At 61.8% G+C, this 23,069-nt stretch carries 22 protein-coding genes and 1 other annotated feature; of the genes, 15 read left to right on the top strand and 7 right to left on the bottom strand.

The window, feature by feature from the left end; translation table 11 throughout:
* The first annotated feature begins 10 nt into the window (after positions 1-10).
* From KD146_RS03595 to KD146_RS03585, 3 genes are all read left to right on the top strand, one after another.
* Entirely contained in the window at positions 11-1,381 is a 1,371-nt protein-coding gene (locus KD146_RS03595) for a M16 family metallopeptidase (RefSeq protein WP_212657372.1), read from the top strand.
* 4 nt (positions 1,382-1,385) lie between these two features.
* Complete coding sequence (locus KD146_RS03590) at positions 1,386-2,714, top strand: M16 family metallopeptidase (RefSeq protein WP_212657371.1); 1,329 nt, start codon at positions 1,386-1,388, stop codon at positions 2,712-2,714.
* A gap of 109 nt (positions 2,715-2,823) precedes the next feature.
* A complete protein-coding gene (locus KD146_RS03585; RefSeq protein WP_212657370.1) occupies positions 2,824-3,717 on the top strand; it encodes a TolB family protein in 894 nt (297 codons plus the stop codon).
* Positions 3,718-3,720: 3 nt separating this feature from the next.
* On the opposite strand, the gene KD146_RS03580 is transcribed toward KD146_RS03585, so the two are convergent.
* The 3 genes from KD146_RS03580 to KD146_RS03570 all read right to left on the bottom strand — a co-directional run bounded on the left by KD146_RS03580 (position 3,721) and on the right by KD146_RS03570 (position 7,868).
* Positions 3,721-4,410 (bottom strand): DUF2461 domain-containing protein, encoded by a 690-nt coding sequence (locus KD146_RS03580; protein ID WP_212657369.1) that lies wholly within the window; start codon positions 4,408-4,410, stop codon positions 3,721-3,723.
* A complete protein-coding gene (locus KD146_RS03575; protein ID WP_345790740.1) occupies positions 4,407-6,590 on the bottom strand; it encodes an FdhF/YdeP family oxidoreductase in 2,184 nt (727 codons plus the stop codon). Before KD146_RS03575 ends, KD146_RS03580 begins: the two co-directional genes overlap by 4 nt.
* A 96-nt stretch (positions 6,591-6,686) precedes the next feature.
* Complete coding sequence (locus KD146_RS03570; RefSeq protein ID WP_249327572.1) at positions 6,687-7,868, bottom strand: PQQ-dependent sugar dehydrogenase; 1,182 nt, start codon at positions 7,866-7,868, stop codon at positions 6,687-6,689.
* Between the two features lie 151 nt (positions 7,869-8,019).
* On the opposite strand from KD146_RS03570, the gene greA reads away from it, so the two are divergent.
* From greA to KD146_RS03545, 5 genes are all read left to right on the top strand, one after another.
* Positions 8,020-8,493, top strand: a complete 474-nt coding sequence (gene greA / locus KD146_RS03565) for a transcription elongation factor GreA (protein WP_212657368.1) — start codon at positions 8,020-8,022, stop codon at positions 8,491-8,493.
* A gap of 156 nt (positions 8,494-8,649) precedes the next feature.
* The gene (trxB, locus tag KD146_RS03560; protein ID WP_212657367.1) at positions 8,650-9,600 is read left to right on the top strand and encodes a thioredoxin-disulfide reductase; all 951 of its coding nucleotides are present in this window, start codon (positions 8,650-8,652) and stop codon (positions 9,598-9,600) included.
* Between the two features lie 36 nt (positions 9,601-9,636).
* Positions 9,637-10,530: a LysR family transcriptional regulator gene (locus tag KD146_RS03555; protein WP_212657366.1), complete on the top strand. Its 894-nt coding sequence runs from the start codon at positions 9,637-9,639 to the stop codon at positions 10,528-10,530.
* A 10-nt stretch (positions 10,531-10,540) separates the two neighbouring features.
* Positions 10,541-11,245 (top strand): HAD family hydrolase, encoded by a 705-nt coding sequence (locus KD146_RS03550; RefSeq protein WP_212657365.1) that lies wholly within the window; start codon positions 10,541-10,543, stop codon positions 11,243-11,245.
* A 659-nt stretch (positions 11,246-11,904) separates the two neighbouring features.
* Entirely contained in the window at positions 11,905-12,072 is a 168-nt protein-coding gene (locus tag KD146_RS03545; protein WP_212657364.1) for a Thivi_2564 family membrane protein, read from the top strand.
* 367 nt (positions 12,073-12,439) lie between these two features.
* Here the strand turns inward: KD146_RS03545 and KD146_RS03540 are convergent, their stop codons facing one another.
* Positions 12,440-12,706: a hypothetical protein gene (locus tag KD146_RS03540; protein WP_212657363.1), complete on the bottom strand. Its 267-nt coding sequence runs from the start codon at positions 12,704-12,706 to the stop codon at positions 12,440-12,442.
* Between KD146_RS03540 and KD146_RS03535 the strand changes: the two genes are divergently transcribed.
* Positions 12,696-13,814, top strand: coding sequence for a hypothetical protein (locus KD146_RS03535; RefSeq protein ID WP_212657362.1), 1,119 nt, complete (start codon positions 12,696-12,698; stop codon positions 13,812-13,814). The genes KD146_RS03540 and KD146_RS03535 overlap by 11 nt on opposite strands.
* Before the next feature lie 15 nt (positions 13,815-13,829).
* Here KD146_RS03535 and KD146_RS03530 read toward each other — a convergent pair whose 3' ends face one another.
* Together KD146_RS03530 and KD146_RS03525 are read right to left on the bottom strand one after the other, a co-directional pair.
* The gene (locus KD146_RS03530; RefSeq protein WP_212657361.1) at positions 13,830-15,032 is read right to left on the bottom strand and encodes a pyridoxal phosphate-dependent aminotransferase; all 1,203 of its coding nucleotides are present in this window, start codon (positions 15,030-15,032) and stop codon (positions 13,830-13,832) included.
* Positions 15,033-15,100: 68 nt separating this feature from the next.
* A complete protein-coding gene (locus KD146_RS03525; protein WP_212657360.1) occupies positions 15,101-15,517 on the bottom strand; it encodes a DUF4864 domain-containing protein in 417 nt (138 codons plus the stop codon).
* A 148-nt stretch (positions 15,518-15,665) separates the two neighbouring features.
* On the opposite strand from KD146_RS03525, the gene KD146_RS03520 reads away from it, so the two are divergent.
* The 3 genes from KD146_RS03520 to KD146_RS03510 all read left to right on the top strand — a co-directional run bounded on the left by KD146_RS03520 (position 15,666) and on the right by KD146_RS03510 (position 17,844).
* On the top strand, positions 15,666-15,965 hold the full coding sequence (locus KD146_RS03520) for a hypothetical protein (RefSeq protein WP_212657359.1): 300 nt from the start codon (positions 15,666-15,668) through the stop codon (positions 15,963-15,965).
* 134 nt (positions 15,966-16,099) lie between these two features.
* Entirely contained in the window at positions 16,100-16,528 is a 429-nt protein-coding gene (locus KD146_RS03515) for a CBS domain-containing protein (RefSeq protein ID WP_212657358.1), read from the top strand.
* An 80-nt stretch (positions 16,529-16,608) separates the two neighbouring features.
* Complete coding sequence (locus KD146_RS03510; protein WP_212657357.1) at positions 16,609-17,844, top strand: glycosyltransferase; 1,236 nt, start codon at positions 16,609-16,611, stop codon at positions 17,842-17,844.
* 54 nt (positions 17,845-17,898) lie between these two features.
* Here KD146_RS03510 and KD146_RS03505 read toward each other — a convergent pair whose 3' ends face one another.
* Entirely contained in the window at positions 17,899-19,383 is a 1,485-nt protein-coding gene (locus KD146_RS03505; RefSeq protein WP_212657356.1) for a SulP family inorganic anion transporter, read from the bottom strand.
* A 72-nt stretch (positions 19,384-19,455) separates the two neighbouring features.
* Positions 19,456-19,511 (bottom strand) — a sequence feature (sul1 is cis-regulatory element that is thought to sense ions involved in sulfur or methionine metabolism; They are found in Alphaproteobacteria).
* Positions 19,512-19,964: 453 nt separating this feature from the next.
* On the opposite strand from KD146_RS03505, the gene KD146_RS03500 reads away from it, so the two are divergent.
* The 3 genes from KD146_RS03500 to KD146_RS03490 all read left to right on the top strand — a co-directional run bounded on the left by KD146_RS03500 (position 19,965) and on the right by KD146_RS03490 (position 23,047).
* Positions 19,965-20,984 (top strand): ABC transporter substrate-binding protein, encoded by a 1,020-nt coding sequence (locus KD146_RS03500; RefSeq protein ID WP_212657355.1) that lies wholly within the window; start codon positions 19,965-19,967, stop codon positions 20,982-20,984.
* A gap of 128 nt (positions 20,985-21,112) precedes the next feature.
* Positions 21,113-21,982, top strand: coding sequence for an ABC transporter permease (locus KD146_RS03495; protein ID WP_212657354.1), 870 nt, complete (start codon positions 21,113-21,115; stop codon positions 21,980-21,982).
* Positions 21,983-23,047, top strand: coding sequence for a quaternary amine ABC transporter ATP-binding protein (locus KD146_RS03490; protein WP_212657353.1), 1,065 nt, complete (start codon positions 21,983-21,985; stop codon positions 23,045-23,047).
* The last annotated feature ends 22 nt before the right edge of the window (positions 23,048-23,069 follow it).

Below are 23,069 nucleotides of genomic sequence, written 5' to 3'. Positions count from 1 at the left end.
GGATGTGCCGATGACCATCAAACTCGCCCTGGCCTTTTGCGGCGCTGCGCTGCTGATTCCCTCAGCCTTCGCGCAGCAAACGCCCGCACAGCCGGCGACATCGCCCCAGAACGCCGTCGCCCATTTCAGCCTCGACAACGGGCTGGAGGTCGTGGTGATCCCCGATCATCGGGCACCGGTGGTCACCCATATGGTCTGGTACAAGGTGGGTAGTGCCGACGAGCCAGCAGGCAAGTCCGGCATCGCCCATTTCTTTGAGCATCTGATGTTCAAGGGCACCGAACGCCACCCCGCTGGCGAACTGGATGCCGCCGTCACCGAACTCGGCGGCAATCTGAACGCCTTCACCACGGCCGACGTCACCGCCTATTTCGAAACCGTGCCCCCCGAGGCACTGGCGGACATGATGGATTTCGAAGCCGACCGCATGCGCGGCCTGGTGCTTAGTGAAGAGGTGATTGGGTCCGAACGCGACGTGGTGCTTGAAGAACGTCGCCAGCGTGTCGAGAGCAGCGCTCAGTCGCTGCTGAGCGAAGAGTTCACCGCAACGCTGTACCAGAACCACCCCTATGGCATCCCCACCATTGGCTGGATGCACGAGATGGAACAGCTCAACCGGGCTGACGCCGCCCGCTTTTACGATCAGTATTATGCCCCCAACAATGCCGTGCTCGTTGTGGCCGGTGATGTGGAGCCCGAAACCGTACGCACCCTGGCCGAACAGACCTATGGCAAGGTTGAACGCGGTCCCGACCTGCCACCCCGCGTCCGCCCGTCCGAGCCCGAGCGCAACACCAGCGCCAGCGTCACACTGCACGATCCGCGCGTCGGCATCCCCAGCTTCCTGCGCGCCTGGGTGGTTCCCACCTATCGCACCGCCGAGCCCGGCGAAGCTGAAGCGCTCGACCTGCTCTCGGAAATTCTCGGTGGCAGCAGCCGCAGCCGGTTCTATCAGGAGGTCGTGGTCAAATCCGGCATCGCCGCGCAGGCGGGCGCGGGCTATGATGGCGGTGCCTATGACCCCAGCGGTTTCTCCATTTATGGCGCCCCGCAGGGCCAGCATACCCTAGCCGAGGTCGAGGCCGCCATGGATACGCAACTGACCCGGCTGATCACCGAGGGCATCAGCGATCAGGAGCTCGACCGGGCCAAGGCACGCTATCGGCGCGGCCTGATCTTTGCCCGCGATGCCCAGCAGAACATGGCCCAGATGTATGGCAATGCCCTGGCCAGCGGCGGCAGCGTGGAAGACATCGAGCAATGGCCCGAGCGCATTCGCGCCGTCACACCCGAACAGGTTCAGGCGGTCGCCAGCAAGTATCTCGATCCCTCAAAAGCCGTGACCAGCTATCTGCTGCCGCCCGCAACCGGAGCGCAATAACACCATGACCCTTCTGCCTCCGCTCCGCCGCACCCTTGCGGCCATCGCCACCAGTTGCGCCCTGCTGCTCGCCACCCTGCCCGCCCAAGCCGAAGTGGTGTTTCAGGACATCACCTCCCCCAAGGGCATCAAGGCCTGGCTGGTCGAAGACTACGCCGTGCCCATTGTCACCATCCGCTTTGCCTTTGAGGGCGGCACCACCCAGGACCCCATCGGCAAGGAAGGGCTGACGACCCTGCTCACCACCCTGTTCGACGAAGGCGCTGGTGATCTCGACAGCGAGGCCTTCCAGATCGCGCTTGATGACGCAGGGGCCGAGATGGGCTTTGCCGCCGACACTGACGCATTCTATGGCTCCATGCGCATGCTGGCCGACCAGCGCGACGAAGCCGTGGCCCTGCTCAAGCTGGCGATCGAAGAACCACGCTTTGACCAGAACCCGATCGATCGCATGCGCGCCCAACTGGTCACCGGCATCAACGCCGCAGCGCAGAACCCTGGCACCGCCGCGCAGCGCCAATGGGCCACCGCGCTTTATGGCGACCATCCCTATGCCCGCCGCAGCGAAGGCACGCTTGAAACGCTGGCAGGCCTGACCGCCCAGGATCTGCGCGCCATGCACACCAGGCTGTTCGCCCGACAGAACCTGCATGTCGGCATTGTCGGCGCCATCGACGCCGAGGCTGCCACGGCCATGCTCGACACCCTGTTCGGCACCCTGCCCGAGCAACCCGATCTGACCGATATCGCCGACATTGCGCCCAAGCTGGGCCAGGACCTGCGCGTCGACTACGATCTGCCACAGACCTCGATCTTCATGGCCTATCCCAGCCTTGAGCGCGATGATCCGGACTATCTAGCAGCCTATCTGATGACCCAGATTTTGGGCGGCGATACCTTCGGCTCGCGCCTGACCACCGAAGTGCGCGAAAAGCGTGGCCTGACCTATGGCATTAGTGCCGCACTCAACAATATGGCGCACAGTCAGGCGCTGGTGATTTCCACCGCCACCCGGGCTGATCGCGCCGGGGAAACACTCGACGTCATCAAGCAGGTCGTGGCCGACATGGCCGCCAGCGGCCCCACCGAAGACGAACTCGCCGCTGCCAAGAAATACCTGATCGGCTCCTACGCCATCAATGAGCTCAGCTCGTCCTCGGCCATCGCCAACACGCTGGTCGGTCTGCAATTGCGCGCTCTGGGCATCGACTACATCGCCCGCCGCGCCGAACTGATCAACGCGGTCAGTGTGGCGGACATCAAGACGGTCGCTCGGAAATTGCTGACAGCTCAGCCCGCCATCCTGCAGATGGGACCACAGCCCGCTTCCTGAGTGCGGGCTGCACGGGCCTTGCCAAGCCGGCACCGCCGCTCTAACAACGCCAGTGGATTATCGCTAATACAAATCGGCTTTGCGCCTTCTGGCTGCCTGGGAGATCACCTTGACCAATCCGAAATTCACCCGTCGCGGGCGTGCCCTGCAGCCCGGCCAGCGCGCCGAACTGACCATCATCAAGGCGGACGGCACCGACCGAACGGTGATCTTCACCGCCAATGAAGTGATCGAGGCGCCCAACTGGACGCCCGATGGCAACACGCTGGTGTTCAACGCCGGCGGCGAACTCTGGCGCATCGCCGCGACCGGCGGCACCCCGGAACGGATCGAAACCGGCGATCTGCGCGATCTCAACAATGATCACGTGCTCTCCCCCGATGGCCAGACCGTCTATGTAAGCTCTGATGATGGTCATCTCTACGCCGTGCCGATCACCGGCGGCACGCCGCGCCGCGTCTCCAACACGCACACCACCCCGCACCATTATTATCTGCACGGCATCAGCCCCGATGGCGACACACTGGCCTATGTCGCCGTCGAAGCGCCCAACGGCACGCGCCGGATCAACATCTTCACCATCCCCACCGCTGGCGGCCCCGACACACGCCTCACCGATCTCGACGCGCCCCATGATGGCCCCGAATATTCCCCGGACGGTCAGTGGATCTACTTCAACTCCGAGCGAACTTCGCCCGGCCACGCCCAGTGCTTCCGTATGGCGGCCGATGGCAGCAATGTCGAGCAATTGACCGATGACGAACGGGTCAACTGGTTCCCGCACCTGTCGCCCGATGGCGCCTCGGTCGTCTATATCAGCTACCCACCCGACACCCAGGGCCACCCTGCCGACAAGGATGTCATCCTGCGCTTCATGCGCCCCGATGGCGCCGACAAGCGCGACATCATCGCCTTCTTCGGCGGTCAGGGCACGATCAACGTCAACTCATGGGCGCCTGACAGTCAGCGCTTCGCCTATGTCGCCTATCCGCTGCAGGACTAAGGCTCAGGCGCCCGTCGCAACCTCGTCGAGCAGCCATTTGCCCACCGGCCAGGTGGCGGTGAAATGGCTCATGCAGATATCGGCGAAATCGGCTTCCAGCGCTGCGCTGGCGGGCAATGATGTGCCCGCCGTCAGCCCTTCATAGAGCAGGAATTCCGCACGCTCCTCGGGCGCCTCGAAACCGCGTGGCAGCCGCTTGCGCGTCTTTTCGCCAATCTCGTAATCACCATTGGCCCGTACCGCCTCGACCGCCGCCACCAGCGCCTTGCCGGAGCGCGGCAGCACGATCGAATGGCGGAATGATTCCAGCGTTTCCTTGCCCATGCCATGCAGGCCGCATCCCAGATGCACCCCATCCGGCGTCAGGCGAAACCAGAAGCCCGGACAGTCCCAGCTGCGCTTTTCGCCATGCCAGAACCACAGATCCAGATGTGTCTTGTAAGGCCGCTTGTCCTTTGAAAAGCGCACATCGCGATTGATCCGCGACTGCGAGCCATTGACCTTGGCCGCGAACTGTACGCTCGGCGACAACGCCTTGAGCCGTGGCCCCATTTCTTCGACAAAAGCGCGCCCTGCCGCGACATACCCGGCTTCATACAGCGCGCGATTCTCGTCAAACCAGGCCTTCTCGTTATGGGCGGCAATGCCGCTCAGAAAATCCAGTGTCGCCTGCGGAAAACCCGTCGCGCTCATGCGCTCGCCCCGTCCAGTTCCAGCCGCACGCTCACCGATTTGAACGCCGGTGTCTTGCTGCGCGGGTCGACTTCGGTCCCAACCAGTACATTGGCTTCAGGATAATAGGCCATGGCGCTGCCGCGCGGCAGATCGAACGCCCGTGCCACCGCCCGCATCCGGCCGGCATCGGAGGCAATCGTCACCACCTGCCCCTCGCGCACGCCGAACCCGGCCATGTCATCAGCATTCAGAAACACCGCATCGCGCCCCGCACCACCGCGATAGCTGTCCTTTTCCTCATAAATAATGGTGTTGAACTGCCCCTCGCTGCGCACTGTCGCCAGGCTCAGTTGCGCCGCGGTAGCTGCCGGCAGCGGCGTCACAACGAAATGCGCCTTGCCGTCCACCGTGCCGAATTCTGGCGTGTGCATCACCCGGCTCTTGATATGGAATTCGCGCTTGGCCACGTCGATATCGGCCAGCTCTTCCATGCCCGGCACAATGGTCGCGATTGCATCGCGGACCTTGGAGTGGCCGCTGAACGCCTTGAAATCGATCGGCGAATTGGGCAGCAGTTGCGCCCCCAGCGCCCCCAATATCCAGCTCTCGGGGCGCACATTCTCCAGCCGCCGAATCCCGCCATCGCTCAGCCGCACATAGTTGAACATCGACTCCTGCGTGGTCGGCTCCCACTCCTCGTCACGCGCGGTCACCGGCAGCACCAGCACCTCACCATCGCCCAGCCCATGTACATGCCCCCTATTGAGCGTGGTGGTCAGAAACAGTTTGAAGCCGATGGCTTCCATGGCTCGGCTGGCAAAGGCCGTATCGGGCGTCGCTGCCCACAGATTGCCACCCATGATCACCGCATTGTCGATGCTACCCGCCTCAGCCGCCTTGAGGCAGGCCATGGTGTCCATGCCGCGCTCATCGGGAAAGCCGACGCCGAAAGCCGCCTCCATCTTGGCCAGCACATCCCTGGCCAGCACCGGCTTGACGCCAATCGTGCCAATCCCCTGCACATTGGAGTGCCCGCGCAGCGGCAACAGCCCGGCAAAGCGTTTGCCCACCATGCCGCGCAGCATCGCCAGATTGGCGATGGCTTCCACATTCGCCACGCCATGAATGTGGTGGGTCATCCCCATGCCCCAGGCAAACACCGCGTGCTTGGAGCGCCCATATTGCCGCGCGATATGCCCGATCTCCTTGGCACTGATCCCGCACGCTGCACTGATCCCGTCCCAACTCAGACCATTGAGATCCGCTGCAAACGCCTCAAACCCGCTGGCATGGCTGGCGATAAAGTCGCGGTCCTCCAGCCCCAGCTCCAGCACCGCCTTGGCAATGCCCTTCATCAGCGCGATGTCCGAGCCGATCCGCGGCTGCACATAGTCCGATGCGATCTCGCTGCCGCCCTTGAGCATCGAACTGGGCGATTTGGGCACCGCGAACTTGACCAGCCCCGGCTCCTTGGCCGGGTTGATCACGATCACCTGCCCGCCCCGCTCGCGGCAGTTCTTGAGCATGTGGATGAAGCGCGGATGGTTCGATGACGGATTGGCCCCGATCACAAAGATCAGATCGGCGCCGGTCAGATCCTCCAGCTCGACGCTGGATGTGCCCTTGCCAATGGTTGTGGCCAGCCCCTCGCTGGTCGCCTGATGGCAATAATACGAGCAGTTGTTGACGTTATTGGTGCCATAGGCCCGCGCCAGCAATTGAAACAGAAAACCCGCCTCATTGGACGAACGCCCGGACGAGTAGAAAAAGCTGCGCTGCGGATCTGCCGCCGCCAGCTTCTGCGCCGCACGGGCAATGGCGAAATCCCAATCCACCGGCGTGAACCGGTCAGCCCCCTCGGCCTTGAACAGCGGCGTGCCCAACCGGCCCAGATGCTCCATTTCCTTGCCCGTCAGCTCCTGCAGATCGGCCAGGCTATGCGCAAAGATCGCGTCGGGAATGGCGGGCTGGATATCTGTCGATTGAGCCTGGACGGACTTGTTGCAAACCGAAGGAAACTCATCGAGTTCATTGGTCATGCCGCCACGCTGTCCGCCCATGCCATAGGCACAGGCTTTGCAGGCATTCTTGGCGGTCAACGCCTTGGCAGCCTTGCCCACCCCCATGCGGCCAATGGTGGCCAGGGTATAGAGGACCTTTTTGGGTCCACCACCAACGATAGGGCTGGTTTCACTCACGATGCGGCTCCGCTTGCTGAACTGCCATTGTCAGGTCGCGCCCGCGCCGGCGCAAGCCTTGCCGTCGTCAATCTGTCAGATCGACCAACACGCGTTTCATTGCCCGCTTGGTGCCACCCGGATCAACCGGCCATTATCTTCATCAGTGATCAGATAGATCGCGCCATCGGGACCCACCTTCACATCGCGCACCCGGCCCAGCTGCCCGGCAAACAGGCGTTCCTCGCCCACAATGGTGTCGCCCTCGACATCAAGCCGCACCAGCACCTGCCCGCTCAGTCCGCCAGTGAGCAGGTCGCCCTGCCAGCCCGCCAGCAGGTCGCCGTCATAGAAATCCAGCCCCGAGGGGGAAATGGACGGGTCCCAATAGAACAATGGCTGCTCCAGCCCTTCCTTTTCGGTCCCCACCCCGATGGGCAGGCCGGAATAATCCTCGCCATAGGTGATCACCGGCCAACCATAATTGGCGCCGGGCTGCGGGTTGTTGAGCTCATCACCGCCGCGTGCCCCGTGCTCGACCGTGAACAATTGACCATCCGCGCGTAGCGTCGCGCCCTGCGGATTGCGGTGTCCCTTGCTCCACAGCTCCGGCGCCCAGCCGTCCAGTTGGGGATTGTCCGTCGGCACTGAACCATCAGGACCAATGCGCGCTACGCCGCCGGCCAGATCGCCAAAGTCCTGCGCCCGGTCCTGCTCACCGCGTTCGCCCAGCGTCACGAACAGATTGCCGTCGTTGCCGACCACAACGCGCGAACCGAAATGCCTGTTGGTGGTGGTAAATTTGTTCATGCGGAAAATCACCTGCTGGTCCTCCAGCCGGCCGGCATCCCCCTCCAGCACCAGCCGGGCCACCATCACGGCGGTGCCCTGCCCGCGCTGCAGCCCCGCATCGCCGGCTTTTTCGGCAAATGTGAGATAGATCTTGCCACTCTCGGCGAAGTCTGGCGCCAGCGCCACATCGAGCAGGCCACCCTGCCCCTGGTTATAAACATCGGGCGTGCCGGCAATCGGGCCACTGATCACCCCATCGTCGATCACGAGCAATTGCCCGCTGCGCTCGGTCACCAACAAGCGCCCATCGGGCAGAAACGCCAGCGCCCACGGGTGATCCAGCCCTTCGCTGAGCACGGTGGCGCTCAGCACTCCGGCGCTCGATTGCACCTCCTGGGCTGCGCCAACCGGCACAATAAGCAGCGAAATGGCGAGGGCTGGAACGAGGGCTTGCATGATCTGGCCTTTCTGCGAGAAGAGATGGTGCTTGAAAGCGCGTGTGGACATAACCACGTTCATACGCACACCGGCTTGACCGCAACGCGGCAGCCGGGCAATTTGAGGTCTCTCTCCCCTAAAACTTATCGTGAAGCGCAGGCCGAACGGATTTTGGCTGGGGTGGAAGCTATTTACTGCCGTGCCGATGGAGGCGACGAGAATGGAAAAGATCCCGATGACGGTTGGTGGCCAGAAAGCCCTTGCCGCCGAATATGAGCACCGCACCGCCACTGAGCGCCGTCGCATTGTCGAGGCGATCTCGGAAGCGCGCGCTCATGGCGATCTGTCCGAAAACGCCGAATACCATGCGGCCAAGGAACAGCAGAGCCTCAACGAGGGCCGCATCAAGGAACTCGAGACCATTCTGGCGCTCGCCGATATCATCGATGTGTCCAAGGTTTCAGGCACCAGCGTCAAGTTCGGCGCCACCGTGACCTATATTGATGAGGACACCGAGGAAGAGAAAACCTATCAGGTCGTCGGCGACCCCGAAGCCGACGCTTCGGCGGGCCGCATCTCGATTTCCTCGCCCATCGCCCGCGCCATGATCGGCAAGTCGGAAGGCGATTCGTTTGAAGTCGCCGCTCCCGGTGGGGCACGCAGCTTTGAAATCCTCAAGATCAAGTATGTCTGACGCCCCATGACTGGGCATTTGCCCATTTGGGTGTGACATTTCGGTCGGTTCCACAGGCATGAGCCTGTTGGGAGAACGGTTTGCCTTGAAAGAGTACGACTTCGGCCTTTAACGTAACGGCCGAGGGAGAACCCCCAATTGTCGGAGAGCGTCACGATGCACGCCAAAGTCGTCATCATCGGGTCTGGCCCGGCTGGATACACCGCAGCAATCTATGCTGCGCGCGCCATGCTTGAGCCCGTCATGATCCAGGGCCTGCAGCCCGGTGGCCAACTGACCATCACCACCGATGTGGAAAACTATCCCGGCTTTGCCGACGTCATTCAGGGCCCCTGGTTGATGGACCAGATGAAGGCCCAGGCCGAGCATGTCGGCACGCGCTTTGTCAGCGACATCATCACCCATGTTGATTTCGACAAGCGCCCCTTCGTGCTGACCGGCCACGATGGCGAGATTTACACTGCCGACAGTGTCATCATCGCTACCGGCGCCCAGGCCAAATGGCTGGGCCTGCCCAGCGAAGAGAAATTCCAGGGCTTTGGCGTATCCGCCTGCGCCACCTGCGATGGCTTCTTTTATCGCAACAAGGAAGTGCTTGTGGTCGGCGGCGGCAATACCGCGGTCGAAGAAGCGCTGTTCCTGACCAATTTTGCCTCCAAGGTTATCGTCGTGCATCGCCGCGACGAGTTCCGTGCCGAGCGCATCCTGCAGGACCGCCTGTTCAAGAACCCCAAGATCGAAGTGCGCTGGAATACCGAGATCGCCGAAATCGGCGGTTCGGCCATGCCGCCATCGGTCAACACGGTCACTCTGCGCGATCGCACCAACAACACCACTTATGAACAGCCCATCGATGGCATTTTCATTGCCATCGGCCATGCCCCCGCGACCTCGATCTTTGCCGGCAAGCTGGACATGAAGCCCGGTGGCTATCTCCAGGTTAAGCCTGGCACCACCGAAACCAATATCCCCGGCGTCTTTGCCGCTGGCGATGTGACCGACGATGTCTATCGTCAGGCCGTCACCGCCGCAGGCATGGGCTGCATGGCCGCTCTTGAAGCGGAACGTTTTCTGGCCGAACACGAACTCGCCGAAGCGGCGGAGTAGCGCGACCGACGACCCAAATAGAAAGCGTCAACAGATATGCTCGACTGGGACAAACTCCGGATTTTCCACACCGCCGCCGAGTCGGGCAGTTTCACGCACGCCGCTGAAAAGCTGGGCATGAGCCAGTCGGCCGTCAGCCGACAGATCTCCGCCCTGGAAGACGATCTGGGCCTCAAGCTCTTCATCCGCCATGCGCGCGGGCTGGTGCTGACCGAAGTGGGCGAGCAGCTGTTCCGCACCGCCCATCGCATGCACTGGGAACTGCAGCAGGTCGAAACCCAGATGTCCGAAAGTCAGGACACGCCCACCGGCCCGCTGGTGGTCACCACAACGGTGGGTATTGGCTCGACCTGGCTCAGCTCCCGGCTCGATGAATTCCTCAAGCTCTATCCGCTGATCCAGCTCGAAATCCGCCTCAACGATTCCGAGCTCGATCTGGCCATGCGCGAGGCCGATGTGGCCATCCGCCTGCATCGCCCCAACCAGTCCGAGATGATCCAGCGCAAGCTGTTCACCGTGCACAACCACTTCTACGCCTCCAAGGGCTATATCGAAGAGTTCGGCATGCCCACCAGCGCCGAGCAGCTCGATGAACACCGCATTGTCAGCTTTGGCGAGCCTGTGCCCTCCTATCTGGGCGACATCAACTTCCTCGAGCGCATGGGGCGCACTGATTCCAGCCCGCGCCGCGCCTCGCTCAAGGTGAACGCCATCTACGGCATGATGCAGGCCTGCCGCGCCGGCATCGGTATCGCCATGCTGCCCGACTACGTCACCGAAGAGGAAGACGGACTGGTGCAGGTGCTGGCCGAGACCGAACTGCCAGCCTATGAGGCGTTCTTCGTCTATCCCCCGGCCCTGAAGAACTCCAAGCGCGTCGGCGTCTTCCGCGACTTCCTTGTCGCCAAGGCCCGCGAGTGGAGCTTCTAGCCAGCCTGCCATGGCGCGCATTACCACCATCGCGCTCGATGCCAACGATACGCTCTGGCAGAACGAGCAGTATTTTCGGCTGACCGAACAGCGCTTTGCCGATCTGCTGCGCGACTACACCGATGCGCCTGACCTCAACGACCGCCTGATCGCCTCGGTGAGCCGCGATCTGCAGCACTACGGCTTTGGCGCCAAGGGCTATACGCTGTCCATGATCGAGACGGCGCTGAAGGTGACCGATCATCGTGTGCCCGGTTCGGTCATCGCCGAAATTCTGGCCGCGGGTCGCGAACTACTCAGCTATCCCGTTCAAACCCTGCCCTATGTCGATGCCGCGCTTGAACAGGTCCACCGCACCCACCGGCTGATCCTGGTGACCAAGGGCGATCTGTTCGATCAGGAGCGCAAGCTGGCGGCTTCCGGTCTGGCCGACTATTTCGCTGCCATCGAAATCGTCTCGGACAAGAGCCCCAAGACCTATGCGCGAATTTTTGCCCAACACACCGAGGGGCCCGAGCACACGGTCATGGTCGGCAATTCGCTGCGCTCCGACATCCTGCCCGCTCTCGCTGCGGGTGCCTTTGCCATCTATGTGCCCCATGATCTGACCTGGTCCTACGAGCGCGCGGAAGAACCGCGCGACCAGCCGCGCTACGCCCGGATCGAGCATCTCGGCACGCTTGCCGAAACCATTGAGAACCTGCAAACGCCTTAAAAAGCGCGCCACTGCTTACAAAGCGCGCCCTAAGATCCGCCACAGGAAATCGGGCTTTCGCATTGATTCGGTTGGATTTTTCCAATTCAATATGCAGCCAATGCATAGCTAATATACGCTCTGCCTGATTGTTGAGCAGCCGCCATCCCCCTATATCGATCCCAGCACCGCGGGCGCTTCTCCTCCTCCCTTGCGCCCCGTGCGTTCCCTCCTTGCGGGAATTCGTTTCCGCAAACATGTGGCTCCGCTCTCCCCTCGAGCGGGGCCACATTTTTTTGCCCAGCCTGTGCAAAACTGCATGGCAGACATGACGCAGACTGGATTGCCGACCAATCCGGTAGAGTTCATAAGGAGGGCGTCGCTGAGGCGCGTTCCGTATCCTCCTCCCTCGGAACAAGTATCGCGACATCGGACCGAGATCGTATCCTCCTCCCTCGATCAAGGTTCACTGGCAGAGCGCATATCCTCCTCCCTTGCCTCTGCCCCACTTTCGATTTGGCTTCGGCCCTATCATCGACCCCGTCTTCGGACGGGGCTTTTTTTTGCCATGCGCCCGGCATTGCCCAATGCATGCAGCGCCCGGCACGGCCTCGCCATGCAACCAAAGCGTTCACAGCCACGTTACTGCTCGCGCACCAAGCGCTGCTTTGGAGATTATCGTGGGCACATCTGTTCTTGTCGGCATTCTGATCACCTTCCTGGTGATCGTTCTTATTCTCTGGCTCGTCCAGCGCCTGCCTATCGAGGCTCGCCTGCGGCAGATCCTGCAGATCGTGGTGATCGTGATCGGCATTATCTCGCTGCTCAAATATCTGGCCGTGTTCTAGGCCGCCCGGCGATTGACAACATGTCGCTGTGCAGAATGCATGGCAGACATGCTGACCTATGCATTGCTGACCAGTCGGTCAAAATCTATATGTGTACCTGTCGCTGGCGACGCCGCTCCGTATCCTCCTCCCTCGGACCCGCGTTTAGGCGACACGAACGAAAGCTGCATCCTCCTCCCGCAGCTTAGTTCACTGGTCCGGCGCATATCCTCCTCCCTTGCGCAGGGCCCTACTTCAGATTTGGCTTCGGCCCTATCATTGGCCCCAACTTCGGTTGGGGCCCTTTTTTTGTCCCGTGCACCCCCTTGCTCCGTCCGTCAATCTGCATGGCAGCACTTCCCATTGCGCGTTTGTGCGGCAAGGCCCGCTAGCCGATATTGAGCCCACAAGAATTGCGGCAATCGTGGTGGTGCCGCACCTCCAAGGTCAGACGCTTCGGCTGATGACCGTCGGGCCCTGCCCTCCCCTCGGGCGGGGCCTTTTCATTCCAGACATTATTGCCCGCCAACCGGCAGTTTCTGCCGCCCTGGCGCCGATGGCTGTCAAAAGGCAATTGATTCAATTGCCTTTTCTTCGGCACGTGGATTGCATGGTGTTCCGCATACCGATTGCAGGAGCCCAGAATGGTTGCCATCAGCGCCCCCTATCCCAGCACCAGCTATCTCAACCTGGCCACCAGCCAGTCCAATGCGGCCAGCAGCGCCTACGCGGCAGCCACCAGCGCGTCTGTAGTGCCCAGCGTTACCGAGCAGGCCGCCACCGCCATAACCCTCTCTAGCGCCGCCCAGGCCGCCCTGGCGACCAAGGACTTCGCCACCGTGCTGGCCGACACCCACGCCAGGCTGGCCAGTCTGCTTGAAGAGGCCGAACGCACCTCCCCCCTCGAAGACGGCAAGCTGGCCATCGACCTGTCGGGCCTAAACCAGCGCGAGCTGTTCGCCATGGCCAGCGATGACAGCTTCGATGCAGATGCCCAGGCCGCCGCCGGGCTTGAAATGCAGCGCCGCTTCGAAAACGCCATGTCTGGCCCGGCCGGCGTGGCACAGGTCACCGGCAATTTCACCGCGCTGTACAAAGCGGCTGCGCAATATCTCGATAGCCTTGGGTCCGAAGAGAAAGCTGGCGCAGACTGGATTGCCGGTCGCGCCGCCGTCACCGAGGGGCTCAAGCAGCTCCAGAGCGATCCCAAATCCCTGCCCGATACCGGCGATCAGGATCCGGTGCAGCTCTATCTGGCGCTGGTCAATACGGGCCAGGCCATGCAGCAGCAGGACATCGCCGATGTCGCCAGCAGCGCGCGGCAGTCACTCGACGCGCTCTATGCCGATGCCATCGCGGCGGGCAAGGCGCCCACCTTCAACAGCAAAACCACAATGGGCAGCTATATCGACATGTCCGGCTTTCCCAGCCGCACACTGTCCGCCATCGCCCTGAACACCGACAGCAAGTTCACCACAGCCGAAACCGACGAGGCTGCCTCCATTCTGCGCGACAAGAGCGGCGCGGCGCTGTTGGCCGGGTTCCAGAATGCCGCCAATTCCAGCGACCCAACCGCCTTCAGCCAGAACATCATCTCGATGTTCTCCTCAATGAGCGTCGAGGAGCGCCAGGCCGCCGGCTGGAGCGATGATTTCTATCAGGCCGCTGTCGCCAGCTACGAATCCACCTCCAAGCTGACCCAGATGTTCGCCGAAGCGGGTGGCTCAGCCACCAGCTTCCTCAGTTTCATGGGCTCCAAATAGGGGCTAGCCGGTTGGTCAGTGGATCCCCGCGCAGAACTGCTGGATGCGTTTGACCGCCTCTTCCAGTTCGGCATTGCTCGCGGCATAACTCAGCCGGAAATGCCCCGGCAAGCCAAAGGCGGTGCCATGCACAAGCGCCACGCCAGTCTCTTCGAGCAGGGCCATGACGAAATCCTCGTCCGTGACCAGCACCGCCCCACCCGCACTGGTCTTGCCCAAAAGGCGCTGACACGAGGGGAAGACATAGAAAGCGCCCGCCGGCGTCAGGCAGTCGAGCCCGGTATTGGCGTTAAGCCCGGCCACCACCAGATCGCGCCGTGCCTGAAACACGTCGCGCCATTCGGCCAGAAAACCCTGCGGTCCGTTCAGGGCTTCCACTGCTGCCCATTGCGAGATCGAACTCGGATTGGTGGTCGACTGGCTCTGCAGCTTGGTCATGGCCGCAAGCAATGGCTTGGGCCCCGTGCAATAGCCGATACGCCAGCCGGTCATGGCGTGTGATTTCGAGACCCCGTTCATGGTCAGTGTGCGCGGCTGCAGCTTGGGCTCCACCTGCGCAATGGTGGCGAAACTGCCGCCATCATAGACCAGCACTTCATAGATATCGTCAGTCAGAATATGCACATGCGGGTGCCGCAACAGCACCGCAGCCAAAGCCTTGAGTTCCGCCGCGCTATAGGCGGCCCCGGTGGGATTGGACGGCGTGTTCAGGATCAGCCATTTCGTCTGGGGCGTGATCGCCGCCTCCAGGGCCTCAGGCGACAGCTTGAACCCAGTCGAGGCATCCGCCACTGCAAACACTGGTTCGGCGCCGCATAGCCGCACGATTTCGGGATAGCTCACCCAATAGGGCACCGGCACCACGACCTCATCGCCCGGATTGAGCGTGGCCAGCATCGCATTGAAGATGATCTGCTTGCCGCCCGAGGACACGAAGCAATCCGCTGCGGTCACATCAAGCCCGTTATCGCGCCGGAACTTGGCCGCAACCGCTTCCTTGAGTTCAGGGATGCCATCGACATTGGTGTAGCGCGTCTTGCCTGCGTTCATCGCGGCCGTTGCGGCATCGCGCACATGCTGGGGCGTGTCGAAATCCGGCTCCCCGGCCGAGAGCGCGATGATGTCGCGCCCTTCCTGAGCCATGGTACGCGCCTTCTGGCTGATCGCCACCGTTGCCGATGGCGCCACGCGTGCCAGTGCGTCGGACAAGAAACCCATTTCTATCGCCTCCCGGAAAACCCGGACGCAGTGATAGGGGCTGCCCGCCGTGACGGCAAGCGGATGCGCTAGATTCCGATGCCCGGCTGTTTGCGCAGCGCGACACCAAGCACGCGCCAGCCCTCACCGGGCTCATTGCTCAGCTGATAGAGCGCCTCATAAAGCCCCTGATCGGGCCCGACCAGCAGCACCGCCTGCGCCACCACTGTCTCACTGACCCGGGTAAATTTGCCAAAGCTGTGCGAGCGCGACTGCACCACAGGCTGATACCCGCTGAGCACAATGGCGGCATAGAACGCCTCTGGTTGGCCTTCAAACTGCTCCCGAAAACCTTCACCCGCCAGCGCCAACGCGGCCGCACCGTCCTCGGCGCGAAACGCCTCGATCTGGCCGGTCACCGTGCTTTGCCAGGGCACCTGGTCATCTTGCGCCACGCTGGGCATCAGCGATGCCAGCACTAAAACCAAAGCCACGGAGATACGCATTAAAGCCTCCTCTTGTGGGGGTCGACAGCCTGCATTGCCACAGTTCTGCCTTCAAATGGTACGCGCCTGACCCCATTCGACACAAACTCGAACCGCATTCACATGGCCTATTAGGCCCACTGCGAAGACAAGGAACGACGTTGATCCCATGCAAAAAGCTACGTCTCCCAAGCTAAAAAGTTTCAGCCTCTACGCCATCGTCTCGGCGGCCATGATTGCCGGCGGCACACTTGCTGCGGTTCTGGCTGGCGTTTCACCGGCAAATGCGGCCTCACTGGCCACCCAGCCCGATACCCAGGTCATGGTTTTCATGATCCCGCTGACCTTGCTTGTCCTTGCCATGCTGTTTGAAGTCGCGCGATTTGCCTTGCGCGGCACCCTCCCGGCCCACGCCCCGGCGCGCAAGCCCGTGCGGCGCTACTGGTCCCCCGGCCACAACGAGGGCTGACCTCCAATTTCTCCCGACCTTGACGACTGGGCCAGCCTCGCGCTGGCCCTTTTCTTTTGTCAGGTGTTTAGACCAAGCGCCTATTGCCCCGCGCCGCGCACAGGTCCAGACTTTGATTACAGGAGGACCGAACGATGCTTGTCGACACTATCCTTCAAACCAAGGGTGCGCAGGTGCATACCCTTTCTGAGACCGGCACCCTGGCCGATGCCGTGGCTCTGCTCAACGCCAACAATATCGGCGCAGTGGTCATCACCGGCACGGCAGGCGCCATTGCCGGCATTCTCTCCGAACGCGATATCGTGCGTCGTCTGGGTGGCAATCCGGCCCACGCCATGGCGCTGCCGATCATGGACTGCATGACGCGCGGTGTGGTGACCTGCACGGCCGCCACACCGATCGCCGAAGTCATGGAGCGCATGACCCAGCGCCGCATCCGTCATATGCCGGTGATTGAAAACGACCAGTTGATCGGCATCATCTCGATTGGCGACGTTGTCAAACACAAGATCGAAGAGGCCGAGCGCGAGGCAGCCGAGTTGCGCGAGTACATCGCCAGCTAGCCCAGGGCCATTGGCAGCGCGCGACAAGGGCTTATATGTCACCCACCGACAGACAGGTCGGCGGATGTGACGGAGCCAATATGCGTATCACCATCCAGACCTTGGGCAGCCGCGGTGATGTCCAGCCCTATTGCGCCCTGGCGCTGGCGCTGCAGGGGCGTGGCCACCTTGTTCAACTGGTTGCGCCCGACCAGTTTTCCGCCATGGCGGCCGAACTGGGCATTCCCTTTGTTTCGTTGCCCGCCGAATTCCTCGCCCTGATTGATTCCAGGGCCGGCAAGCAGGCCTTGGGTGGCAAGGCCATTTCGGGCAGCATCAATCTGCTGCGCCAGGTTGGGCCATTGGTCAGGCAGGTGCTCGAAATTGAAGGTCAGGCGATTGCCGATTTCGGCCCCGATCTGATTATCCACCATCCCAAATCCATGGCCTCGCCGCACATGGCCGAAAAGCTCGGCGTGCTCTGCGTACTGGCCTGCCCCCTACCCGGTTTCACGCCCACAGCCGCCTGGCCCAGCCCGCTCATTCCGGTGGCCAATCTGGGGCCGCTCAACTGGGCCAGCCACCTGCTGGCCACCAAAAGTGCCAATGTGCTGTTCGGCAAGTTGCAGCGCCAATGGCGACAGGACGTTCTGGGCCTGCCCGCCAAGACCGCGCACAAAGGGCCCGATGCCACCCTTTATGCCTATAGCCCCCGCGTCGTGCCCAAGCCTGCCGATTGGGGCGATGACGTGCTGGTTTCGGGCTACTGGTTTCTCGATACGCCCGACTGGGTTATGCCCGATGCCCTGCAGCGTTTCCTCGCTGCTGGCGACGCGCCCGTCTATGTCGGCTTTGGCAGCATGCCCGGCATCGATCCCGAACGCTTTACCAAGGCGATTATCGACGGTCTGGCCCGCGCCGGCAAGCGAGGCCTGCTCGCCACCGGTGGCGGCGCGCTCAGCGCCTCAACGGCACCCGACCACATCCACATTCTCGATGCCGCCCCGCATGACCGGCTCTTTGCCCATGTCAGCGCCACCATGCACCACGGCGGCGCAGGCACCACGGCAGCGGCCCTGCGCGCCGGCAAGCCCACCACCATCTGCCCCTTTTTCGGCGATCAACCCTTCTGGGCCAGCCGCCTCCACAATCTCGGCGTCAGCCCGCCACCCCTCGACCGCAAACGTCTGACCGCCGAACATGTCGCATCGGCTCTTCAGGCCATGGACGCACCAGCCATGCGCCACAATGCGGCAGCCCTCGGCACCCGAATCCGCGCCGAAACCGGCATTGCCAACGCTATCGCGCGGCTCGAAACGCTGGCATCCGCCAAATAAAACGGGCCCCGCCAGAGCGGGACCCGAAACCGGCGCGACAGGTGAGATGCGGGCCTAGTGGCCCAGCACCTTTTCCATGGCGTTTGGCTCATCATGCTGGGCCAGATTGTCCATGATCGTGGCGCTGGCATCGTTCATGCCGACCAGTTCCACTTCCACGCCTTCACGGCGGAACTTGAGCACGGCAGTGTCAACGGCATTGACGCCTGTCAGATCCCAGATATGGGCCTTGGTGACATCGATCCGCACGCGGTCCAGATCTTCCTTGAAGTCCATCGCGTCGAGGAAATCCTCGGCCGAGGCGAAAAACACCTGGCCTTCGATCACATAGTCACGTTCGCGACCATCAGCGGTCAGTTGCGACGACACGCGGAAGATCTGTGAGACCTTCCAGGCAAAGAAGATGCCCGAGAGCAGCACGCCTACGCCAACGCCCAGCGCCAGATTATGGGTGCCCACGACGGTCACCACCGTGGCCACCATCACCAGGCTCGAACGCCGGGGATGCTTGCGCATATCATTCAGCGAGGTCCAGCTGAACGTGCCGATCGACACCATGATCATGATCGCCACCAGCGCCGGCATCGGAATGATCCCGACCCAGTCGCCCAGCACCATGAGCAGGAACAGCAGGAACGCACCGGCCGTGAAGGTCGACAACCGACCGCGGCCGCCTGAACGCACATTGATCACCGACTGGCCGATCATGGCGCAACCGGCCATGCCGCCAAGGAAGCCGGTGAAGAAGTTGGCAATGCCCTGACCAACCGACTCGCGGTTCTTGTCGCTCTTGGTGTCGGTCATCTGATCAACGATTGATGCGGTCAGCAGGCTTTCCAGCAGACCGACGGCGGCGACGCCGATCGAATAGGGCAGGATGATCATCAGCGTGTCGAGATTATACGGCACATCGGGGATCAGGAAGGTCGGCAGCGTCGAGGGCAGTTCACCCAGATCACCCACCGAGCGCACATCGATCTTGAGCAGCACCGCCAGAATGGTCAGCACGATGATGCACACCAGTGGCGAGGGGATGGTCTTGTTGATGCGCGGGAACAGATAGATGATCGCCAGACCCAGCGCAATCATCGCATAGGTCTCCCATGGCATCCCTACGATCTCGGGCAATTGCGCCATGAAGATCAGGATCGCCAGCGCGTTCACGAAGCCGGTCAGCACCGAGCGCGATACGAAGCGCATGATGTAGCCAACCCGCGCATAGCCGGCCAGCACCTGGATGACGCCAGCCAGAATGGTGGCGGCCAGCAGGTATTGCAGGCCGTGGTCACGCACCAGGCTGACCATCAGCACGGCAGTGGCGGCAGTAGCCGCCGAGATCATGCCAGGACGACCACCGGTGATCGAAATGATCATGGCAATCGAGAACGAGGCATACAGCCCCACCTTGGGGTCGACGCCGGCAATAAGAGAAAAGCCGATGGCTTCGGGGATCAGTGCCAGGGCAACGACGATGCCGGCCAGCACATCACCGCGGATGTTGGAAAGCCAGTCACGGCGAAACGATTCGATAAATGTCATATATACGGTCCAGACGTCTCTATACGGCAAAGCCCTGTTGCGGGCTCGCTGTCGGGGTGAGCGTAGTTACTGGTATGTCCGGCGGATTGGCGGCCGGAAGAGCCACCCGGAGTTGCACCGGGTCCAAATTGACTGCGGGCTTTTTGCACAGTCTCGCGCCGACTCGCAAGTCCGTGGCAACAATGTGGCAGCCTTTGCGGGCATGTGATGCATCGGCAACACGCTTCACCGCCTCTTGGAGCGCCATTATGCCCGCCAGTCACCTGCCAAGTCACCTGCCAAGTCTAGCCCGTCGCAGATCGCGCAGCACAAACCTGCCGCAATCATCCGGGATTCCGGCGAATTTCGCACCTTGCGGCAGTTTTGAGAATTCTTTTTCTTCCGCGCAATCCCCGTTCAGACCAAATACATCAGCAAGCACGACAAAATCACACCAACACAGACGTAAGACAGTGCAAATCAACAGACTGATTGCCGAATTTTCTTGGATATTACAGCAGCATACAAAGTAACTGCGAATTTGACACCCATCTACTGGGTCGTTATCGTTGGGCAACGCCTATAACATGGAGAATATCCACATGATGCTGAAAACCGGTGGCGCTGCCGCCGCGATTGCTGTTGCCCTCATGGCTGCCGCTTCTTCGCCTGCTTTTGCTCAGGATGCTGTCGCTTGCGACACGGATCGCACGATCGATATCGCCGAGATGACCTGGCCGTCCGCGGCTGCCTTGGCCCACATTCACGCCACCATTCTCGAAGAAGGCTTCGGCTGTAACGTCGAGATCGTCACTGGCGATACCGTCCCAACCTCTTCTTCCATGATGACTCGCGGCACCCCGGCTGTTGCGCCGGAGCTGTGGACCAGCGCCATGGAAGAGCCTTGGAACAAGGGCAAGGAAGACGGCGTCGTCGTTGAACTGTCCCTGGCCATCACCGACGGCACTGTCGAAGGCTGGTTCATCCCCGGCTACACGCAGGAAGCTCACCCCGAGCTCGTGACCGTGCAGGACGTGGTTGATCACCCGGAGATTTTCCAGGATCCAGAAGAGCCCAGCAAGGGCCGCCTCTATTCCTGCCCTCCAGGCTGGGCTTGCGAGATCTCGACCTCGGCCCTGTTTGAAGCCTACGAGATGGAAGACACCTGGAACCTGTTCTCGCCCGGTTCGGGCGGCGCACTGGATGCCTCGATCGCCCGTGCTTTCACGCGCGAAGAACCCATCCTGTTCTACTACTGGGGTCCAACATCGATCCTGGGCAAGTATGACGCTGTGATGCTCGACATGGGTCCCGCCGACAAGGACATCTATGCCTGCAACACCGACGCGGATTGCGACAAGCCAGCCGGCAAGACCGCTTATCCATCGTCGCCTGCTGTCATCGGCGCTGCCGCCTGGCTGCCTGAAGAAGCACCGGCCATTGCCGAGTACTTCTCCAAGACCGGCCTGACCAACGCCGAAATCAGCGAGCTGCTGGTGTATGGTGATGAGAACCAGGCTGACGCCGAGGCAACTGCCGAAAACTTCCTGCGCACCAAGCAGGACGTGTGGACCAAGTGGGTTCCGGCTGAAGTCGCCGAGAAGGTCAACGCAAGCCTCTAGTAGGTTTCGCTAAGATCACGTAATTTGACGGCTGGGTTACGACCCGGCCGTTTTCCGCGTGATGCCCGAACGCGTCCATTACGCCTTCCGGCATCCCGCGCCGTTCCTCCACACGAGAGAGAAAAGCCGTGTTCCCAGAAATCGTAAATACCAAGCCGCTCCGCCGCTCGATTGACGACGCCCTGAACTGGGTCGTGCGCAATTGGGGCGATGAATTCGAGGCCGCGGCCTACCCGCTGCTGATGTTGCTCAAGTCCATTGAAAACCTGCTGTTGGCCACTCCATGGTGGCTGATCACGGTGATCCTGGTGGGTATCGCCTGGCTCGCCACGCGCCGCTGGCAGCTGCCAACCGTGGTCTTCTTCGCCCTGATGTTCCTGGGCGTTATGGAGCTTTGGGAAGATGCCATGGCCACCATGGCCCTGATGATCGCGGCCACGCTGACCGCCATCGTCATTGCCATTCCCGTGGGTGTGTGGATGTCCCGCTCGCTCAACGTGCGCAAATCCATCACGCCGCTGCTCGATCTGATGCAGACGCTGCCCAGCTTCGTCTATCTCATCCCGACCGTGATGATCTTTGGCCCTGGCAAGATCCCGGCGCTGATCGCCACCATCGTCTATGCCTCCCCACCTCTGGTGCGCCTGACCGATCTGGGTCTGCGCTCGGTTGATCCGGCCGTCATGGAAGCCAGCCGCGCTTTTGGTACCAATCCAAGCCAGCGTCTGTTCGGCGTGCAGATCCCGCTCGCCTTGCCTACCATTCTGGCCGGCGTGAACCAGACCACGATGATGGCACTGTCCATGGTGGTGATCGCCTCCATGATTGGTGCCGGTGGCCTTGGCTATCAGGTGCTGCAGGGCATTGGTCGTCTCGAAGTCAGCCGCGGCCTGTTCGCTGGTCTGGGCATTGTGGCTCTGGCCATCATCTTTGACCGTGTCACCCAGGCATTCGGCAAACAATTGCAGGCCCGTATCGGCCTGGCGGAGGCGCGCTAGATGTCTGAAGCAACCAACACACCCGAACTCGCTATCGCCATGCGCGGCGTCACCAAGATCTTTGGTGACGATCCCCAAACGGCGCTCGCCCTGCTGCAGTCCGGCAAATCCAAGTCCGAAGTGCAGGCCGAGACCAACCACGTTGTCGGTCTCGACAATGTCTCGCTCGACGTCGCCAAGGGCCAGATCTTCGTGGTCATGGGCCTGTCGGGTTCCGGCAAGTCGACCCTTATCCGCCACGTCAACCGGCTGATCGACCCCACGGCGGGCGAGATCATCGTCAATGGCGTGGACGTGATGAAGATGAATCTGGACGAGCTGCGCACTTTCCGCCGCACCCAGATTGCCATGGTGTTCCAGAAGTTCGGCCTGCTGCCGCACCGCTCGGTCATCGACAATGTCGCCTATGGCCTTGAGGTCCGCGGCGTCGGCAAGGAAGAACGTCTCGCCACGGCTTCCAAGTGGATCGAAACCGTTGGTCTGGCCGGCTATGAGCAGAGCCAGCCGCGCCAGCTCTCGGGTGGCCAGCAGCAGCGTGTGGGCCTGGCCCGTGCGCTCGCCATGGATACCGACATCATCCTGATGGATGAGGCTTTCTCGGCGCTTGATCCGCTCATTCGTTCGGGCATGCAGGATCAGCTCATCGAGCTGCAGAAATCACTGGGCAAGACCATCCTGTTCATCACCCACGATTTCGACGAGGCCCTCAAGATCGGTGATCGTATCGCCGTTCTCAAGGACGGCGCCCTGCAGCAGGAAGGCAAGCCCGAAGACATCGTGCTGCGTCCCGCCAATGAACACATCGAAGAGTTCGTGCGCGAAGTGAACAAGGCGCGCGCCATCCATGTGCGCTCGATCATGACCAAGGGCCCCGGCGAGCCTTGCGACGTGCTGGTTCCCCGCGACGCCCGTTGCGAGGACGTGCTGCCGCTGTTCGCCGAACATGAATGGGTCGGCGTTCAGGACGAGAACGGCGTGCAGATCGGCTCAATCACCGCCAAGCAGGTTATCCGCGCCCTGGCGCGTCACACCCCTGCCCCGGTCGGCGAAGTCGCGGCCCAGTAGCGCCTTTCGACATCCAGGAGTT

Origin of the sequence: Devosia litorisediminis (assembly GCF_018334155.1) — a bacterium.
GTDB lineage: Bacteria > Pseudomonadota > Alphaproteobacteria > Rhizobiales > Devosiaceae > Devosia > Devosia litorisediminis.
Note: the sequence above shows the minus strand (reverse complement) of the source record. Positions and strands in the feature narration are given on the sequence as shown.

Excerpts from the sequence above, each read along its gene's own strand:
- KD146_RS03540 (WP_212657363.1), bottom strand. The coding sequence starts at position 12,706 with ATGGCAACCATTCTGGGCTCCTGCAATCGGTATGCGGAACACCATGCA.
- KD146_RS03500 (WP_212657355.1), top strand. The coding sequence starts at position 19,965 with ATGATGCTGAAAACCGGTGGCGCTGCCGCCGCGATTGCTGTTGCCCTC.
- KD146_RS03510 (WP_212657357.1), top strand. The coding sequence starts at position 16,609 with ATGCGTATCACCATCCAGACCTTGGGCAGCCGCGGTGATGTCCAGCCC.
- KD146_RS03595 (WP_212657372.1), top strand. The coding sequence starts at position 11 with ATGACCATCAAACTCGCCCTGGCCTTTTGCGGCGCTGCGCTGCTGATT.
- KD146_RS03570 (WP_249327572.1), bottom strand. The coding sequence starts at position 7,868 with ATGTCCACACGCGCTTTCAAGCACCATCTCTTCTCGCAGAAAGGCCAG.
- KD146_RS03535 (WP_212657362.1), top strand. The coding sequence starts at position 12,696 with ATGGTTGCCATCAGCGCCCCCTATCCCAGCACCAGCTATCTCAACCTG.
- KD146_RS03525 (WP_212657360.1), bottom strand. The coding sequence starts at position 15,517 with ATGCGTATCTCCGTGGCTTTGGTTTTAGTGCTGGCATCGCTGATGCCC.
- KD146_RS03515 (WP_212657358.1), top strand. The coding sequence starts at position 16,100 with ATGCTTGTCGACACTATCCTTCAAACCAAGGGTGCGCAGGTGCATACC.
- greA (WP_212657368.1), top strand. The coding sequence starts at position 8,020 with ATGGAAAAGATCCCGATGACGGTTGGTGGCCAGAAAGCCCTTGCCGCC.
- KD146_RS03505 (WP_212657356.1), bottom strand. The coding sequence starts at position 19,383 with ATGACATTTATCGAATCGTTTCGCCGTGACTGGCTTTCCAACATCCGC.
- KD146_RS03555 (WP_212657366.1), top strand. The coding sequence starts at position 9,637 with ATGCTCGACTGGGACAAACTCCGGATTTTCCACACCGCCGCCGAGTCG.
- KD146_RS03530 (WP_212657361.1), bottom strand. The coding sequence starts at position 15,032 with ATGGGTTTCTTGTCCGACGCACTGGCACGCGTGGCGCCATCGGCAACG.
- KD146_RS03490 (WP_212657353.1), top strand. The coding sequence starts at position 21,983 with ATGTCTGAAGCAACCAACACACCCGAACTCGCTATCGCCATGCGCGGC.
- KD146_RS03580 (WP_212657369.1), bottom strand. The coding sequence starts at position 4,410 with ATGAGCGCGACGGGTTTTCCGCAGGCGACACTGGATTTTCTGAGCGGC.
- KD146_RS03590 (WP_212657371.1), top strand. The coding sequence starts at position 1,386 with ATGACCCTTCTGCCTCCGCTCCGCCGCACCCTTGCGGCCATCGCCACC.
- KD146_RS03520 (WP_212657359.1), top strand. The coding sequence starts at position 15,666 with ATGCAAAAAGCTACGTCTCCCAAGCTAAAAAGTTTCAGCCTCTACGCC.
- KD146_RS03550 (WP_212657365.1), top strand. The coding sequence starts at position 10,541 with ATGGCGCGCATTACCACCATCGCGCTCGATGCCAACGATACGCTCTGG.
- trxB (WP_212657367.1), top strand. The coding sequence starts at position 8,650 with ATGCACGCCAAAGTCGTCATCATCGGGTCTGGCCCGGCTGGATACACC.